The sequence below is a fragment of the Salinivibrio sp. KP-1 genome (assembly GCF_000968645.1).
Classification (GTDB): domain Bacteria; phylum Pseudomonadota; class Gammaproteobacteria; order Enterobacterales; family Vibrionaceae; genus Salinivibrio; species Salinivibrio siamensis.
Genome location: NZ_LAQR01000002.1, coordinates 1 through 15,910, shown reverse-complemented (window position 1 = coordinate 15,910; position 15,910 = coordinate 1). Strand labels below are relative to the sequence as shown.

Annotated in this window: 8 protein-coding genes, 1 tRNA gene, 3 rRNA genes and 1 riboswitch; of the genes, 5 read left to right on the top strand and 7 right to left on the bottom strand. The window is 51.8% G+C overall.

The window, feature by feature from the left end:
• Positions 1–88 precede the first annotated feature (88 nt).
• The 3 genes from galU to WN56_RS04470 all read left to right on the top strand — a co-directional run bounded on the left by galU (position 89) and on the right by WN56_RS04470 (position 5,584).
• Positions 89–952, top strand: a complete 864-nt coding sequence (gene galU / locus WN56_RS04480; protein ID WP_046073879.1) for a UTP--glucose-1-phosphate uridylyltransferase GalU — start codon at positions 89–91, stop codon at positions 950–952.
• A 136-nt stretch (positions 953–1,088) separates the two neighbouring features.
• Positions 1,089–3,914, top strand: a complete 2,826-nt coding sequence (gene uvrA / locus WN56_RS04475) for an excinuclease ABC subunit UvrA (RefSeq protein ID WP_046073878.1) — start codon at positions 1,089–1,091, stop codon at positions 3,912–3,914.
• A complete protein-coding gene (locus WN56_RS04470; protein ID WP_046073877.1) occupies positions 3,914–5,584 on the top strand; it encodes a Wzy polymerase domain-containing protein in 1,671 nt (556 codons plus the stop codon). The genes uvrA and WN56_RS04470 overlap by 1 nt, the downstream gene beginning before the upstream one ends.
• On the opposite strand, the gene WN56_RS04465 is transcribed toward WN56_RS04470, so the two are convergent.
• Positions 5,581–6,714, bottom strand: coding sequence for an alanine--glyoxylate aminotransferase family protein (locus tag WN56_RS04465; protein ID WP_046073876.1), 1,134 nt, complete (start codon positions 6,712–6,714; stop codon positions 5,581–5,583). The genes WN56_RS04470 and WN56_RS04465 overlap by 4 nt on opposite strands.
• Positions 6,715–6,977: 263 nt before the next feature.
• A riboswitch (Lysine riboswitch) is annotated at positions 6,978–7,165 on the top strand.
• Between the two features lie 97 nt (positions 7,166–7,262).
• Here WN56_RS04465 and lysC point away from each other — a divergent pair.
• A complete protein-coding gene (gene lysC, locus WN56_RS04460) occupies positions 7,263–8,651 on the top strand; it encodes a lysine-sensitive aspartokinase 3 (RefSeq protein WP_046073875.1) in 1,389 nt (462 codons plus the stop codon).
• Between the two features lie 38 nt (positions 8,652–8,689).
• Here the strand turns inward: lysC and metH are convergent, their stop codons facing one another.
• A complete protein-coding gene (gene metH, locus WN56_RS04455) occupies positions 8,690–12,349 on the bottom strand; it encodes a methionine synthase (protein ID WP_046073874.1) in 3,660 nt (1,219 codons plus the stop codon).
• A 183-nt stretch (positions 12,350–12,532) separates the two neighbouring features.
• Between metH and WN56_RS04450 the strand changes: the two genes are divergently transcribed.
• Positions 12,533–13,825 carry a sodium:proton antiporter gene (locus WN56_RS04450; RefSeq protein WP_046073873.1) on the top strand — a complete coding sequence of 431 codons (1,293 nt, stop codon included), beginning with the start codon at positions 12,533–12,535 and terminating at the stop codon, positions 13,823–13,825.
• 37 nt (positions 13,826–13,862) lie between these two features.
• Here the strand turns inward: WN56_RS04450 and metA are convergent, their stop codons facing one another.
• The 5 genes from metA to WN56_RS04425 all read right to left on the bottom strand — a co-directional run.
• Positions 13,863–14,810, bottom strand: a complete 948-nt coding sequence (gene metA, locus WN56_RS04445) for a homoserine O-succinyltransferase (protein WP_046073872.1) — start codon at positions 14,808–14,810, stop codon at positions 13,863–13,865.
• Between the two features lie 181 nt (positions 14,811–14,991).
• Positions 14,992–15,107, bottom strand: a 5S ribosomal RNA gene (gene rrf, locus WN56_RS04440).
• 7 nt (positions 15,108–15,114) lie between these two features.
• A tRNA-Thr gene (locus WN56_RS04435) sits at positions 15,115–15,190 on the bottom strand.
• Positions 15,191–15,430: 240 nt separating this feature from the next.
• Positions 15,431–15,546: ribosomal RNA gene (rrf, locus tag WN56_RS04430) — 5S ribosomal RNA — on the bottom strand.
• Between the two features lie 164 nt (positions 15,547–15,710).
• Positions 15,711–15,910, bottom strand: a 23S ribosomal RNA gene (locus WN56_RS04425); the annotation flags it as partial.

The following is a 15,910-nucleotide window of genomic DNA, read 5'->3' as shown; positions in this document are numbered from 1 at the left end:
TGTTAGCAGCCGCTTGCTAACAACCCGCTTAGGGGTGTCGACCGCGTCATAAACCGCTCGCCACCCAACAAAAACGAAAGGATCTGAGATGATAAAAAAATGTCTGTTCCCAGCGGCTGGCTATGGCACCCGCTTTTTACCGGCAACCAAGTCGATGCCGAAAGAAATGATGCCAGTGGTCAACAAGCCTTTGATTGAATACGGCGTGGATGAAGCCTTGGAAGCGGGTATCAACGGCATGTGTATTGTCACCGGTCGTGGCAAGCATGCCATCATGGATCATTTTGATAAAAACTATGAGCTTGAGCATCAAATCAGTGGCACCAACAAAGAAGTGTTACTCGATGACATTCGCAATACCATAGAGAAAGCGTCATTCACTTACATTCGCCAACACGAAATGCGTGGACTCGGGCATGCGATTTTAACTGGTCGCGATCTAGTCGGCGACGAATCGTTTGCTGTCGTGCTCGCCGATGATCTTTGCATCCATCCTGACAATGGCGTTCTCAAGCAAATGGTCGCTCTATATAACCAGTTCCGTTGCTCGATTGTCGCGGTGGAAGAAGTCCCGGAAGATGAGACCCATAAATATGGTGTGATTGCCGGTCAAGAGATCAAAGATGACCTTTTCCGCGTAGACAACATGGTGGAAAAACCCGATCCCGGCGATGCGCCAAGCAATCTTGCTATTATTGGCCGGTATATTTTAACGCCAGATATCTTTGATCTGTTAGAAACGACCCCGCCAGGTAAAAACGGCGAAGTCCAGATCACCGATGCGCTGCTCAAACAAGCACAGTCAGGGTGTGTACTGGCGTATAAATTTAAAGGCGAGCGCTTTGACTGTGGCAGCGTAGAAGGCTTTATTGAAGCCACCAATCACTGCTACAAGCACCACTACCTTGGCGGAAGCAACAAAGACGAAGCGACGGTCAAAAACCGTCGATAACGTTAACCGCGTCGGATCGCGCGTTTTTCCCTTCGAGTAAAGGCTGTGTAAATATACAGCCTTTTTATTTGGTCATGGTCATGTCTGTGCCATACTAGGCGACCAACCAGTGAGCTGACTGAGTAGTAGGATAATAATGGACAATATCGACGTCAGAGGCGCGCGCACGCATAACCTCAAAAACATCAACCTCACCATCCCTCGTGATAAACTGATTGTGATCACCGGCCTATCTGGCTCGGGAAAATCATCGCTGGCCTTCGACACCCTATACGCCGAAGGCCAGCGCCGTTACGTTGAATCCTTGTCAGCGTATGCGCGCCAGTTTCTCTCCTTAATGGAAAAACCCGATGTTGACCATATCGAGGGTCTGTCACCTGCGATCTCGATAGAGCAAAAGTCCACCTCGCATAACCCGCGCTCAACGGTCGGCACCATCACTGAAGTGTATGACTACTTACGCTTACTGTATGCGCGAGTGGGCGAGCCACGCTGTCCCACTCATGATGTGACCTTAGCGGCTCAGACCGTCAGTCAGATGGTCGATAAAGTGCTTGCGCTGCCGGAAGGAAGCAAGCTGATGCTGCTCGCGCCGATCATTAAAAACCGTAAAGGGGAGCATGTTAAGACTCTGGAGAACCTCGCTGCGCAAGGGTTTATCCGCGCCCGAATCAATGGCGAAGTGTGCGATCTATCCGATCCGCCGACTTTGGAGCTTCATAAAAAGCACACCATTGAGGTGGTGGTCGATCGCTTTAAAGTCCGTGACGATCAACAACAACGCTTGGCGGAATCGTTTGAGACCGCGCTCGAGCTAACAGGCGGCAGCGCGGTGATCAGTTGGATGGACGGTGAAGGGGAAGAGATCATTTTTTCCGCCAACTTTGCCTGCCCACACTGCGGTTACAGCATGCAAGAGCTTGAGCCGCGCCTGTTCTCCTTTAATAACCCAGCTGGTGCCTGTGGTACCTGCGACGGCTTGGGGGTGCAACAGTATTTTGATCCTAAGCGCGTTCTCCAAAATCCAGCCGTCAGCCTCGCGGGTGGGGCGATCCGCGGCTGGGATCGGCGTAACTTTTATTACTTCCAAATGCTACGCTCGCTGTCTGAGCATTATGGCTTTGATTTGGAAACGCCGTGGCAGGATCTGTCGGGCACCGTTCAGGACATTCTCTTGTACGGTTCCGGCCCGAAAGAGATCGAGTTCAAATACGTCAACGATCGGGGCGATATTCGCGTACGTAAGCATCCCTTTGAGGGGATCCTCAATAACATGGAGCGTCGCTATCGCGACACCGAATCGAATGCTGTGCGCGATGAGCTTGCCAAATATATCGCCACCAAACCTTGTGCCAGCTGTGGTGGCTCACGCTTACGCCAAGAAGCTCGTCACGTGTTTATCGACGGCCACAATCTACCCGAAATTTGTGAGCTGAGCATTCAACAGGCGCTGGACTTCTTTGAACAACTGACCTTGACCGGGCAACGCGCTAAGATTGCCGAAAAGGTGATGAAAGAGATCCATGACCGGCTGCGTTTTTTGGTCAATGTGGGGCTTAACTACCTGAATTTATCGCGCAGTGCCGATACCCTCTCTGGCGGTGAAGCACAGCGTATTCGACTGGCCAGCCAAATTGGCGCGGGCTTGGTGGGGGTCATGTACGTACTGGATGAGCCCTCTATTGGTCTGCACCAGCGTGACAATGCCCGCTTGCTCGATACCTTGGAGCATCTGCGCGATCTGGGGAACACTGTCATGGTGGTCGAGCATGATGAAGATGCCATTCGCGCGGCCGACTACATTATTGATATTGGCCCGGGGGCCGGGGCACATGGTGGTCAAATTGTTGCCGAAGGCAGTTTAGAGGACATACTCGCCAGTGAGTCATCACTGACAGGTCAGTATCTAAGTGGAAAGCAAGCGATCGAGGTCCCCGCAAAACGTATTGAGCGCGACCCAAACAAAATGTTGACGCTGAAAGGGGCGACGGGCAACAACCTGAAAAACGTTGATCTCCACCTACCTGTCGGACTCCTTACCTGCGTGACGGGCGTGTCAGGCTCAGGCAAGTCAACGCTTATCAATGACACCTTTTTTAAAGTGGCCCACCAGCAATTAAACGGCGCGACCACCGCCGATCCCGCGCCTTACGAGTCGATTGATGGGTTGGGACATTTCGACAAGGTGATCGATATTGATCAAAGCCCCATTGGTCGTACCCCACGCTCAAACCCAGCCACTTATACGGGGATCTTTACCCCGATCCGTGAGCTGTTTGCCGGTACCCAAGAGGCACGGGCACGCGGATATAAAGTGGGCCGTTTTAGCTTTAACGTGCGCGGCGGTCGCTGCGAAGCGTGCCAAGGTGATGGCGTGATCAAAGTGGAAATGCATTTCTTGCCCGATGTGTATGTACCTTGTGATGTGTGTAAAGGTAAACGTTATAACCGGGAAACATTGGAAGTACGCTATAAAGGCAAAACCATCGATGAAGTCCTTGAGATGACCGTCGAGGACGCGCGTGAGTTTTTCGACGCCGTGCCCGCTATCAAGCGTAAACTGCAAACATTGATGGATGTCGGTCTGAGCTATATTCGCCTTGGCCAAGCAGCCACCACCTTATCGGGGGGTGAAGCACAGCGGGTCAAGTTAGCACGAGAGCTGTCTAAGCGTGACACGGGTAAAACGCTTTACATCCTCGATGAACCAACCACAGGACTTCATTTCCATGATATTCAGCAACTGCTTAATGTCCTGCACCGCTTGCGCGAACAGGGCAACACTATCGTGGTGATTGAGCATAATCTGGATGTGATAAAGACCGCGGACTGGATCATCGACTTAGGGCCAGAGGGCGGTAATGGCGGCGGTGAAATCATCGCGCAAGGTACACCGGAAGCGATCGTGGATGTGGTGGGTAGCCACACCGCTCACTTCCTCAAACCTATGTTGGAGCGATAATGACCTCAGCGCTGCCGCAGAGTCGCGTGATACGAAAGCCACTAACAACCCCATTTCTACTAACGTTAGCGGCCTTGTGGTTGATCTGCTTACCACTGTACTCGGTGTCTCTCCCGCTGGTTGGCATACGTCACCCTGCAGCGGCGCTTTCCTTGTTAACGCTCGCGTTCACCTTGGGGTTTGCCTGCTTAGAAGTCGTGCGTCAGCATACTTGGCGGGCAAGCCGACTGACCTGGATGCTTGGTTTGGCAACGGGCCTGGCGATTATTCCTTATTACTACCCACACGCTGAGGCACTCAATAGCGGCTATGCCATGGCCGCCTTGATACTTAGCCTCGGTTTCTTCTCCAGCCTTCAACAGTTTGTTTTTAACCATTCGCAGCGGCAAAAGCTACTCGGGGTATTTTTACTCGCCTCTTGGCTAGCGGTACTGTCGGTGTTGGGCAATCAATCACCACCGGGCATGGCGCCTTTTATGTTTAACAACTGGGTGCCTCACTTGCCCCCTGCGGTCACGCACACACTGCTACTTACAGGTCTCACCTTAGCGGCGTATATTCTCGCCAGAGAGCCGAGTGGCCGCTACCGCCATCCCATCAGCCAAAGCTTATTGGCCGTCACCCCCTTGGTTTTTATTCCAGTGTTAGCGATGCAAGGCCAGCCCCTGCTGCTGCTCTTTGCCTTGTGTGCCATCGTGTTACAGCAAGCCTATTTGAGTCGCTTTGCCTCCAGGCGCCAGCACAAAACTTGGCTTGTGGCAGTCTGTCTCGGCGCGATCCTGGCGATATTTGCCCTCAGTGGTCAAGATAGTTGGCAATGGCTAAGCGACGGCGAGCGACGTGCGTTGGTATTAGCGTGGCAACAATGGCAGACAACGCCCTTTTTCGGCGTGGGCATGGGGAATGGTAAGCAGGCCTTGCTGTTGCTTTCTGCTTCACAACCCGGCCATCTTGGTCCAGTGAACCTGCCTAGTGCACTGCTGTTTTGGCTGTTGGAAGGAGGCTTATTGATTGGATTGGGCTATGTGTTGGTGATCATGGCGCTCGGCGTCAGGATCCTTCGTGCTCCCTCAGGGACACGGCGGATCTTGATTGCTTTAGTGCTACCTCCGCTCACTGGACTGATGATCTATCCGGTAAGCGGCACCCAGTGGTTCAATGGGGTATTGTTACTCCTTTGGCTATACTGGCTTGATAACCTCACCAGCAAATATCGCCGCTACCCGGTACTCACTCATGGTTACAGCCAACGTGTGGCCAGTCGCACCGTGATCACTGCCCTCGTCATCACGACACTCGTGTGCCTGTCGTCCGTATATTTGGCCAATCGTTATTTGCGCGACTCTTTACTCAGCTCGCAACGTTTTGCCTTATACCAGCAACATCCATGGTGGCAGCAAAAGCTGGCCCACGCACAACAAAGCCGTCACTTTCAGGCTAATTTAGCAACTCTGTCTGACACTGAGCGCCAGCAACACCTTAACCAATTATTGCGCCAAGTCGCACAACGACCACGCTTTGCTGGCTATCAGCATGCCTATCAAGTGGCCCTACAAATCGGTGACCGTCAGCGGGCTCGCGATATCCAGCAAGAAGCACGTTACTTGTATCCAAACGCGGCGAAGGTATGGACAATCCGCCATACCCTACCGGATCATTCGACGCCCTAGCGCAATGCCTCTTCAAGGGCTTTAAGGCACAGGGCAATGTTCTCATCCCTTGCGCCGTAGCCCATTAAGCCGATTCGCCAAGCTTTACCCGCCAAATCACCGAGGCCAGCGCCAATTTCCAAGTTATAGGAGTGAAGTAAATGCTGGCGCACGGCGGCATCATCCACGCCCTCAGGAATATAAACGGCGTTAAGCTGGGGCAAACGATAAGGTTCATCGACCACAAAGCCAATCCCTAAATTGTCCAATCCCGCTTTCAAACGCTGATGCATGGTATCGTGGCGTTGCCACGCGTTCTCAATCCCTTCGTGATACAGTTTGAGCAGGGCTTCATGTAGGGCATATAAACTATTCACGGGTGCCGTATGGTGGTAGCTACGTTTGCCGTCGCCGCTCCAATACCCCAGCACCAAACTTTGATCGAGAAACCAGCTTTGCACCTTGTGAGTCCGCGCCTGCATTTTTTCTACTGCACGGGGCGAGAATGTCACTGGCGACAAGCCCGGTACACACGACAAACATTTTTGACTGCCTGAATAGACTGCATCTAATTGCCACTCGTCCACCTTCAACGGCACGCCACCGAGTGAGGTCACCGCATCGACAATGGTGAGGCAGCCGTGTTCACGTGCCAAGGTGGCAAGGGCCTGTGCATCAGAGCAAGCGCCTGTGGACGTCTCCGCGTGGACAAATGCGACAATGCTAGCCTCCGGGTGCGCCTTCAAGGCCGCTTCAACCTTTTCAGGATTAACCGGATCGCCCCAGGCATCATCAACCATGACCGCATGTGCGCCACAACGCTCCACGTTTTCTCGCATCCGGTCGCCAAACACGCCATTGCGACAGACGATCACTGTGTCGCCAGGCTCCACCAAATTGACAAAACAGGCTTCCATCCCCGCACTCCCGGGTGCAGAGACCGCAATGGTAAACGGATTGTCGGTTTGAAAAGCGTACTGCAGTAGCTGCTTGACCTCATCCATCATGCCAATGAATAAGGGGTCAAGATGCCCCAATGTCGGCTTGCTCAATGATTGCAGCACCGACGGGTAAATGTCAGAGGGCCCTGGCCCCATCAATGTGCGAGCGACGGGTTGAAAAGACTGAATATCGGAAATTGCACGAGCCATCACGAATCCTTGTTGTTGGTACCGAGGCTCACCGTTATAGCATATTTTTTCGCCATCCCCCTAGCCTCTGGCACATGAACTGTGTGATCGCTAGCGGCGATTTATGTTTCTTTTCAGTGCCGATAGGGCGCGATGGCCTCCTTTTCCTCAGTCAAAGCGGGGGCTGGGAAGTGCTCCCCCATCAAGAGCAAAAACACGGTTGACACCCTGCGACCACACCCGTAATGTTAAAACTGTTCATGCGGTCACCAACCCATGACTGAACATGCAGAAGAGGTGCATTTCTCAGGCAGTTATCAGGCGGAGCCCCACTCCTAAGCGTGATAACCAGGGGAGACAATGCCGAGGTGGCGTAAGATCGGGGTCGATACGCTGCCGGCCTTGAAGGCTGAATCCTTCAGGCTGTCACTTGTCATCCATATGGACAGACAGGTGGAGCGCTTCTGGCAGAATGCCTGCCGTTTGCTCTTCCTACCTTGTCGCGGTATTTATCGCGGTCACGATGTGACTTCTGATGTTCCCCACTGACTTTTGAATATATTGAATCAATGAGCACGAGCTCAAAAGGGGAAAAGGACGTGAACCCGTTACCATCAATTTCAGTCGCTAAGTTTGGCGGCACCAGTGTCGGGACGCTAGAGGCGATGCAGCAAAGCGCCGCGGTTATCGAGCAAAACCCGCAAACCCGTTTAATCGTGATCAGTGCGTGCGCCGGAGTGACCAATCATTTAGTCGCGCTCGCAAAAGGGATCAGCGACCCTGACGTGCGCCAAGCCAAGTTGGACGCCATTAATGCCATTCACCAAGCAATATTGCAGCAACTTCCTGATTGCCAAAACACGCAAGCAGCCGTCGAACACTGGCATCTCGCCATTGCCGAGTATGCCGAAAAAGCGGCCATCATTCCTGACACAGCGCTAACGGATGCGTTAGTTGCCTGCGGCGAGCTGATCTCAACCCATATTTTCACCCATTTGCTCAACAGCCGAGGTATAACCGCTTTGAGAGTAGATGCGCGTGAATTGCTGCGCACCGACAGCCAGTTTGGCTGTGCCCAGCCTGACCCACAACAGACGCGAACACAGTGCCACGACCAATTGCTTCCGCATTTAGCCACACATCGAGTGGTCACCCAAGGGTTTATCGGCGCGGATGCCCACGGACAAACCACCACCTTAGGCCGTGGTGGTAGCGACTACAGTGCAGCACTGTTCGCCGAAGCCGTAGACGCAGAGAGTTTGGCCATTTGGACCGATGTGCCCGGGATTTATACCACCGACCCGCGGATTGCCGAACAAGCGCGCCCAATCAGTGAGATTAGTTTTAGCGAAGCCTCAGAAATGGCCACGTTTGGTGCCAAAATCCTGCACCCGTCCACCTTACTGCCTGCAGTGCGCCAACATATACCAGTGTTTGTCGGGGCCGCGAGAGCGCCTGAGCAAGGCGGCACCTGGATCCGCGAGCAAGCGCGCTCGGCACCGCTGTTTCGTGCCGTCGCCTTACGACGAAACCAAACCATGGTGACACTAACCAGCTTAAACATGTTCCATGCATATGGTTTTTTGGCCAAAGTCTTTGAGGTTTTGGCACGATTTGAAATCTCGGTGGACTTGATCACCACCTCGGAGGTCAGTGTCGCTTTAACCCTTGATCAAACCAACACTCAGGGCGACGCGCCGCAGCTGCCACAAGCGGCTATCGCCGAGCTGACCCAGTTATGTCATGTCGAGATCTGCGAGAACCTGGCGGTGGTAGCGCTGATTGGCAATGATATGAATCATACTGCTGGCGCAACAGCACCAGTTTTCAGTGCCTTAGCACAACATAAACTACGCATGATTTGCTACGGTGCCAGCAACCACAATGTATGTGTTGTGGTTGAAGATGACGATGCCACCCAGGTGGTGCAGCGGTTACACGCGGACTTATTTGAATAATAAAAAAGCCAGCACAGCCAATGTGCTGGCTTCTTTCGTTAGCCGTTTAAGTTCGGCCCGAGCCATTTCTCCGCTTCTTCGCTGCTCCACCCTTTGCGTGCTGCGTAGCTGTCTCGCTGATCGTTTTGGATCTTCGCCACCGCAAAGTAACGTGACTCAGGGTGGGAAAAATACCAACCTGAGACCGACGCCCCCGGCCACATGGCATAGCTTTCGGTAAGCGTCATCCCCGTATGCGCTTCTACCGACAGCAATTGCCAAATTTTGTCTTTCTCACTGTGTTCAGGACAGGCGGCATAACCCGGCGCTGGCCGGATCCCTTGGTATTGCTCGCGGATCAGCGCATCGTTATCGAGCGTCTCATCGGGCGCATAGCCCCACAAGGTAATCCGAATTTGCTGATGGAGGTACTCTGCAAAGGCTTCTGCGAGTCTATCGGCGACCGCCTGGATCATGATCGCGTTATAATCATCCCCTTTCGCTTTGTATTCTTCCGCCAAGGCATATTCGCCAATACCACCTGTCACCGCAAATGCGCCAATCCAATCCGGCTGGCCACTGCTTTTTGGCGCAATAAAGTCCGACAAGCAATAGTTGGCACCACGTGGCTTTTTCGTTTGCTGACGCAAGTGGTTCAATATGGTGCTCACCGTTTGTCGTGACGAGTCGGTATACACTTCAATATCATCCTCAACGCTGTTGGCAGGAAAAAGGCCACACACTCCCTTCGCGGCGACCAAGCCTTCTGCCTTGAAACGATCGAGCCAAGCATTGGCGTCTTGATACAAACGGCGCGCTTCCTCACCCACTAGTTCGTGATCCAAAATCGCCGGGAATTTGCCACTGAGTGACCACGTCATAAAGAAGGGTGTCCAGTCGATATACTGACGTAAGGTCGCTATCGAGACATCATCGTAAACATGCACGCCCGGCTTCAACGGCTGCGGAGGAGCATAGTTTGCCCAGTCCGTTTGCCACTTATTGTCCCGCGCCTGCTCAAGGGTGACGGGAGCGGTTCGAGGCGTTTTGCGTTGATGTTGCTCACGCACCGCCGCATAGTCTTTGGCTAAACGGGCCACAAAATCCGGCCGCTGAGTCTGTGACAGCAACGATGAGCACACCCCCACGGCACGTGACGCGTTGGGCACATAGACCACGGGCGCATGGTAATGCTGTTCAATCTTCACCGCGGTATGGGCTTTGGACGTGGTCGCGCCGCCAATAAGCAAAGGAATATCAAACCCTTGGCGCTCCATCTCTTTCGCCACGTTCACCATTTCATCTAACGATGGGGTAATCAGGCCTGATAAACCAATAATATCGACGTTTTCCTCACGCGCCACCGACAGGATTTTATCGGTCGGCACCATCACGCCGAGATCAATAATCTCGAAGTTATTACATTGCAGCACCACGCCAACAATGTTTTTGCCAATGTCATGCACATCCCCTTTGACCGTGGCGAGCAAGATCTTGCCATTGGTCTGTCCTTGCTGCTTTTCAGCATTGATGTAGGGCTCAAGGTAAGCCACCGCCTGCTTCATCACCCGTGCCGACTTCACCACTTGTGGTAGGAACATCTTGCCTTCACCAAATAAGTCCCCGACCACGTTCATGCCTGCCATCAGTGGGCCTTCAATCACTTCTAGAGGTTTACTTGCCGCGGCGCGAGCCAGCTCGGTGTCTTCAACAATAAACTCTGTAATGCCTTTGACCAGTGCATGTTCCAACCGCTTTTCCACCGGCCAACTGCGCCACTCCGCAGTTTCCGCGACCTCGTTCTCCCCACTATCGCGATAGCTGTCGGCGATCTCCAATAAACGCTCCGTGGCGCCATCATCTTTGTTGAGCACCACATCTTCTACTGCCAGGCGCAAAGACTCGGCTAAATCATCATAGATGGCTAACTGACCGGCGTTGACGATCCCCATGTCCATGCCATTTTTGATGCAGTGATACAAAAACACCGCATGAATGGCCTCGCGGACTGGGTTGTTGCCTCGAAACGAAAACGACACATTGGAGACGCCGCCCGAGATCATGGCATGCGGCAGGGTTTGTTTAATGTCAGCCACGGCGTTGATGAAATCGACTGCGTAGTTATTGTGCTCATCAATGCCGGTAGCAACCGCAAAGATATTGGGATCGAAGATAATATCTTCCGGTGGAAAGCCGACTTGCTCGACCAGAAGATGATAAGCGCGCGTACAGATTTCCACTTTCCGCGCTTGAGTATCGGCTTGACCTTGTTCGTCAAACGCCATCACGATCACCGCCGCGCCATAGCGACGGACTAAACGTGCTTGGTGCAGAAAAGCCTCTTCTCCTTCTTTGAGCGAAATAGAATTGACGATGCCTTTCCCTTGAATGCACTTTAGGCCAGCTTCAATCACTTCCCATTTGGAGGAGTCAATCATCACAGGCACACGGGCAATATCCGGCTCGGCCGCGCAAAGATTGAGGAATCGCACCATGGCCTTTTCGGCATCCAACATGCCTTCATCCATATTGATATCGATGATTTGGGCGCCGTTTTCCACTTGCTGCAATGCCACTTCCAGCGCTTCGTCGTATTGCTCTTCAACGATTAAGCGTTTAAAGCGTGCTGAGCCAGTCACATTGGTGCGCTCACCCACGTTAACGAACAAGCTATCGGCATTAATGGTCAGGGGCTCGAGCCCAGATAAGCGACAGGCCACAGGGTGGTCAGGCAGAGAGCGTGGCGCATGTTTTTTCACCGCGTCGCTAATCGCTTGAATATGTTCAGGCGTGGTACCACAACAACCACCGACCAAGTTGATAAAGCCTGACGCCGCCCACTCATCAATGTGTGTCGCCATCTCTTCGGGAGAAAGGTCATACTCACCAAACGCGTTGGGCAACCCCGCATTGGGGTGGACGGAGACAAAGCCCTCACAAATGTCGCTCAGCTCTTTGACATACTGGCGCAATTCAGCCGGCCCCAGTGCGCAGTTTAAGCCAAACGACAGTGGCTCAACATGGCGCAGCGAGTGATAAAAGGCGGCGGTCGTTTGTCCGGATAAGGTGCGTCCAGACGCATCAGTGATGGTGCCGGAGATCATAATGGGTAAGCGAAACCCACGGGCATCAAAGACCTTTTCAACCGCAAACGCACAGGCTTTGGCATTCAAGGTATCAAAAATGGTCTCCAACATGATGATATCAACCCCACCCTCAATGAGTGCTTCGGTGGACTCGGCGTACACGTCGACTAACTGATCAAAGCTGACATTGCGAAACCCAGGGTCATTCACATCTGGTGAGATTGAGCACGTTCGGTTGGTCGGCCCCAACACACCCGCGACAAAACGGGGTTTATCTGGCGTTTTCGCCGTCCACGCATCAGCGACCTCACGCGCAAGCCGGGCTGCCGCTAAGTTGATTTCCGCACTCAGCGCCTGCATGTCGTAATCGGCCATCGCAATTTGGGTGGCGTTAAAGGTGTTAGTTTCAATAATGTCCGCGCCCGCGGCCAGATAATCACTGTGTAGCGAAGCGATCTTATCAGGCTGAGTCAGCACCAAGAGATCATTGTTGCCTTTCACATCACAATGCCAATCTTTAAAACGTTGGCCACGATAATCGGCCTCATTGAGCCCTAACCCCTGAATCATGGTGCCCATGCCACCATCGATCACTAGAATACGGTCGCGCAGTTGCTGTGTCAGTCGGTCCATACTATTACGCTTATCATCTTCCTCGTTGCAGTCATTTCATCCTACCACAGCGAAAATGGAAATCTAGACGTCTATAAATAACAATTTATTTTGATCTATTTCAATTCAGCTGTTCGTTTTGACAACGATTTCTATTAATATTTTGACACATTTTTTCATTCCCTCGTTGTACTAGGAAGCGGCATGTCAACTTACGCAATCCTCAGCTTTATGGCTGCTGCAGCCATCTTTATCGCTTTTATTAATAGTAAAATCAGTCGAGTACAAACCACCATCGCCATTACCGCTAGCTCGCTCCTACTGTCTTTGTTGATAGTGATCGCTGGTCAATACCAAGCCATTCCACTCAAAACCATGGCCGAGCAAATACTGACAGATATCCACTTCGATACCTTTTTGCTCAAAGGCGTCCTCGGCTTTTTGCTCTTCGCGGGGGGAATTGGTGTCAAGCTTCCCTCTTTCTCCGACCAAAAGTGGGAGATCACGACCCTGGTGATCGGCGGGCTATTGGTCTCTGTGTTTTTAATCGGCACCGGTATCTGGGGCGTGTTTCAGCTGATCGGTATTCCTTTCGATTATCTCTACTGCCTGCTATTTGGCGCGCTGATCTCGCCGACCGATCCCATTGCTGTTCTCGCCATTGTGAAAAAACTGCAAGCACCGATGCGGATCACGACACAAATAGAGGGAGAGTCGCTATTTAATGATGGCGTGGGTATCGTGATCTTTGTGACTCTTTTTACTCTGGCCTTTGGCAACAACAACCCGACGGTGGGCGGTACCATTGCCTTGTTTTTACAAGAAGCCGTTGGCGGGATTTTATATGGCCTGGTGCTTGGCTATCTTTTCCATCGCTTGATTTGTGCCACCAACGATCACTCGATGGAATTGCTATTAACGCTGGCTATCCCCAGCGCTGGCTATGTCCTGGCCGATATGCTGCATGTCTCTGGCCCGCTGGCAATGGTGGTTGCCGGGATTATGATTGGCAACTGGACCCGCTTTATTGGCTTTTCTAAAGAAAGTGAAGATCACCTCGACCACTTCTGGGAACTGGTCGATGAATTTCTTAACAGCCTACTCTTTCTCCTCATCGGGGTTAGCTTGCTGCAAATCAGTTTCCATAAAGAAGACTGGATCATTATGGCGGCGGTGGTGCCTATTGTGCTTCTCGCCCGGTTTATTAGCGTGAAAGTGTGTTACCTCGGCTTTAAGCGCTTTCGAACCTATAACCCTTGGGCAGTACGTATATTAAGCTGGGGAGGCTTACGCGGAGGGCTTGCGTTGGCCATGGCAATGGCCGTGCCCGCTGGCATCATGGTGGTGCCGGAAAAAAATATCGATGTTCGCGAGCTGATCCTCATCATGACCTATGCGGTGGTGGTGTTCTCCATTTTGGTGCAAGGCTCAACCATGACAGGCATGGTTGATAAAGCAAACGCAGCACAAGACGAAATGGATAAACATCAAAGCTAACCGAGTCCCTAACCCAAAAGCGCCCGCGGGCGCTTTTTTATTCATCAAGAGTAAAGTTAGACGCGGAAAAGGCATCCAAGTCAAAGGGCGTTTGCTGGTAAACACAATAGTTTAGCCAGTTGGCAAACAGTAAATGCCCATGGCTGCGCCAACTCACATACGGTGGCTGCGAAGGATCGTCATCTGGGTAATAGTTAAGGGGGACCGCGGGCTCCATGCCTTCTTCTAAATCCCGATGGTATTCATGATGCAGGGTATGAGAATCATACTCAGGATGACCGGTGACAAACACATTGCGCTTATCTTTCGTCGCCGCCAGATAGGTACCCGCTTCATTGGACGTGGCTAAAATATCGAGGTCGGTATGTTCGGCCAGATAACTCGGAGAAAAATCCGCATAGCGTGAGTGGGGCGCTAAGAAGCTATCATCAAAGCCGCGTAATAGCGGGTGTTTGCATAACTCAGCATTAATGTGGTGACGGTAAACCCCTGACAACTTCTCTTTGCGGGTTTTCTTGGGTAAATCATACAGCAACTTTAACCCTGCTTGCGCGGCCCAACAAATATATAAGGTTGAGGTAACGTGCTTATGCGCCCAATTCATCACATCTTGAAGGTGCTCCCAATATATCACGTCCTCAAACTGCACCAGTCCTAACGGTGCCCCCGTCACGATCAGACCATCAAAGTTGCGCGTTCGTACAGTCTCAAATTGACGATAGAAGGTATCAAGATGCTCGGTAGGCGTATTTTTGCTTGGTCGATTATCTATCCGCAGTAACTCCACATCCACTTGCAAGGGACTGTTAGAAAGCAGACGCATAAATTGCGTTTCGGTCTCGATTTTTTTCGGCATCAGGTTAAGTAGCAGCACCTTCAGCGGGCGAATGTTTTGACTCACCGCACGGGTTTCTGTCATCACGAAAATATTTTCGCGCCGCAGTATATTGGTCGCGGGGAGTTGATCCGGGATTTTAATCGGCATCACTGCCTCCTAGGGATGTTTAGACGTCCAGATATCTAATAACATAACGCAGCCACTGACCGAGCTCAAGCAATAATCAATCATTGCACAAGTGTTGTTTAAGCATAGGAAAAGACAGGATCAATGAGGAGAGGCAAAAACGAAAAAAGCCCCCCGCAAATGCGGAGGGCTTATAAATAACTCTTGGCAGTGACCTACTCTCACATGGGGAGACCCCACACTACCATCGGCGCAGCAACGTTTCACTTCTGAGTTCGGCATGGGTTCAGGTGGTGCCGTTACGCTATGGCCGCCAAGAAAAACCTGGTGCTGATAGGCAGATTTGAACTGCCGACCTCACCCTTACCAAGGGTGCGCTCTACCAACTGAGCTATATCAGCGAAACGCTTCATCAAAGTCTTACTTTTTATCTGCTTTGATAATTAAATCACTTCTAATTAAAGTCTTACACTAAGCTGCTTTAATTAGGTTATCTTGTTTGATGCGATGAGGATGTTGAATCGAGACGCGCAGTGTATGCCAATACATGAGCATCGCAGATATCAACAGCATCGAGCTATCAACAAGATGAGCCGTTTTTGCCTTCAGATTTTTCCAAAAATCTGAAAACAAGAAAGCAAGCCTGGCGATGTCCTACTCTCACATGGGGAGACCCCACACTACCATCGGCGCTGCTTCGTTTCACTACTGAGTTCGGCATGGAGTCAGGTGGGTCCAAAGCGCTATGGTCGCCAAGCAAAATTTTGTCTGGAACAAAATTTAACGCACTTTAGTGCGGCCCGTCAGGGTCAAATACAAGGATGTATTTGATAAATTCGTTCCTAAATCTAGAAAGCTGTTCGTTCTCGCCACAATCAACTGGCTTATTTTAAGTCCAACCCAAAACCTCTTGGGTGTTGTATGGTTAAGCCTCACGGGCAATTAGTACAGGTTAGCTCAACGCCTCACAGCGCTTACACACCCTGCCTATCAACGTTCTAGTCTAGAACAACCCTTTAGAGAGCTCGAAGCTCTAGGGATGACTCATCTCGGGGCCAGCTTCGCGCTTAGATGCTTTCAGCGCTTATCTGTGCCGAACTTAGCTACCGGGCAATGCGTCT

Bases quoted from the DNA above. Each gene is read 5' to 3' on its own strand.
- galU (WP_046073879.1), top strand. From the start codon at position 89: ATGATAAAAAAATGTCTGTTCCCAGCGGCTGGCTATGGCACCCGCTTT.
- metH (WP_046073874.1), bottom strand. From the start codon at position 12,349: ATGGACCGACTGACACAGCAACTGCGCGACCGTATTCTAGTGATCGAT.
- lysC (WP_046073875.1), top strand. From the start codon at position 7,263: ATGAGCACGAGCTCAAAAGGGGAAAAGGACGTGAACCCGTTACCATCA.
- WN56_RS04470 (WP_046073877.1), top strand. From the start codon at position 3,914: ATGACCTCAGCGCTGCCGCAGAGTCGCGTGATACGAAAGCCACTAACA.
- WN56_RS04450 (WP_046073873.1), top strand. From the start codon at position 12,533: ATGTCAACTTACGCAATCCTCAGCTTTATGGCTGCTGCAGCCATCTTT.
- WN56_RS04465 (WP_046073876.1), bottom strand. From the start codon at position 6,714: ATGGCTCGTGCAATTTCCGATATTCAGTCTTTTCAACCCGTCGCTCGC.
- uvrA (WP_046073878.1), top strand. From the start codon at position 1,089: ATGGACAATATCGACGTCAGAGGCGCGCGCACGCATAACCTCAAAAAC.
- metA (WP_046073872.1), bottom strand. From the start codon at position 14,810: ATGCCGATTAAAATCCCGGATCAACTCCCCGCGACCAATATACTGCGG.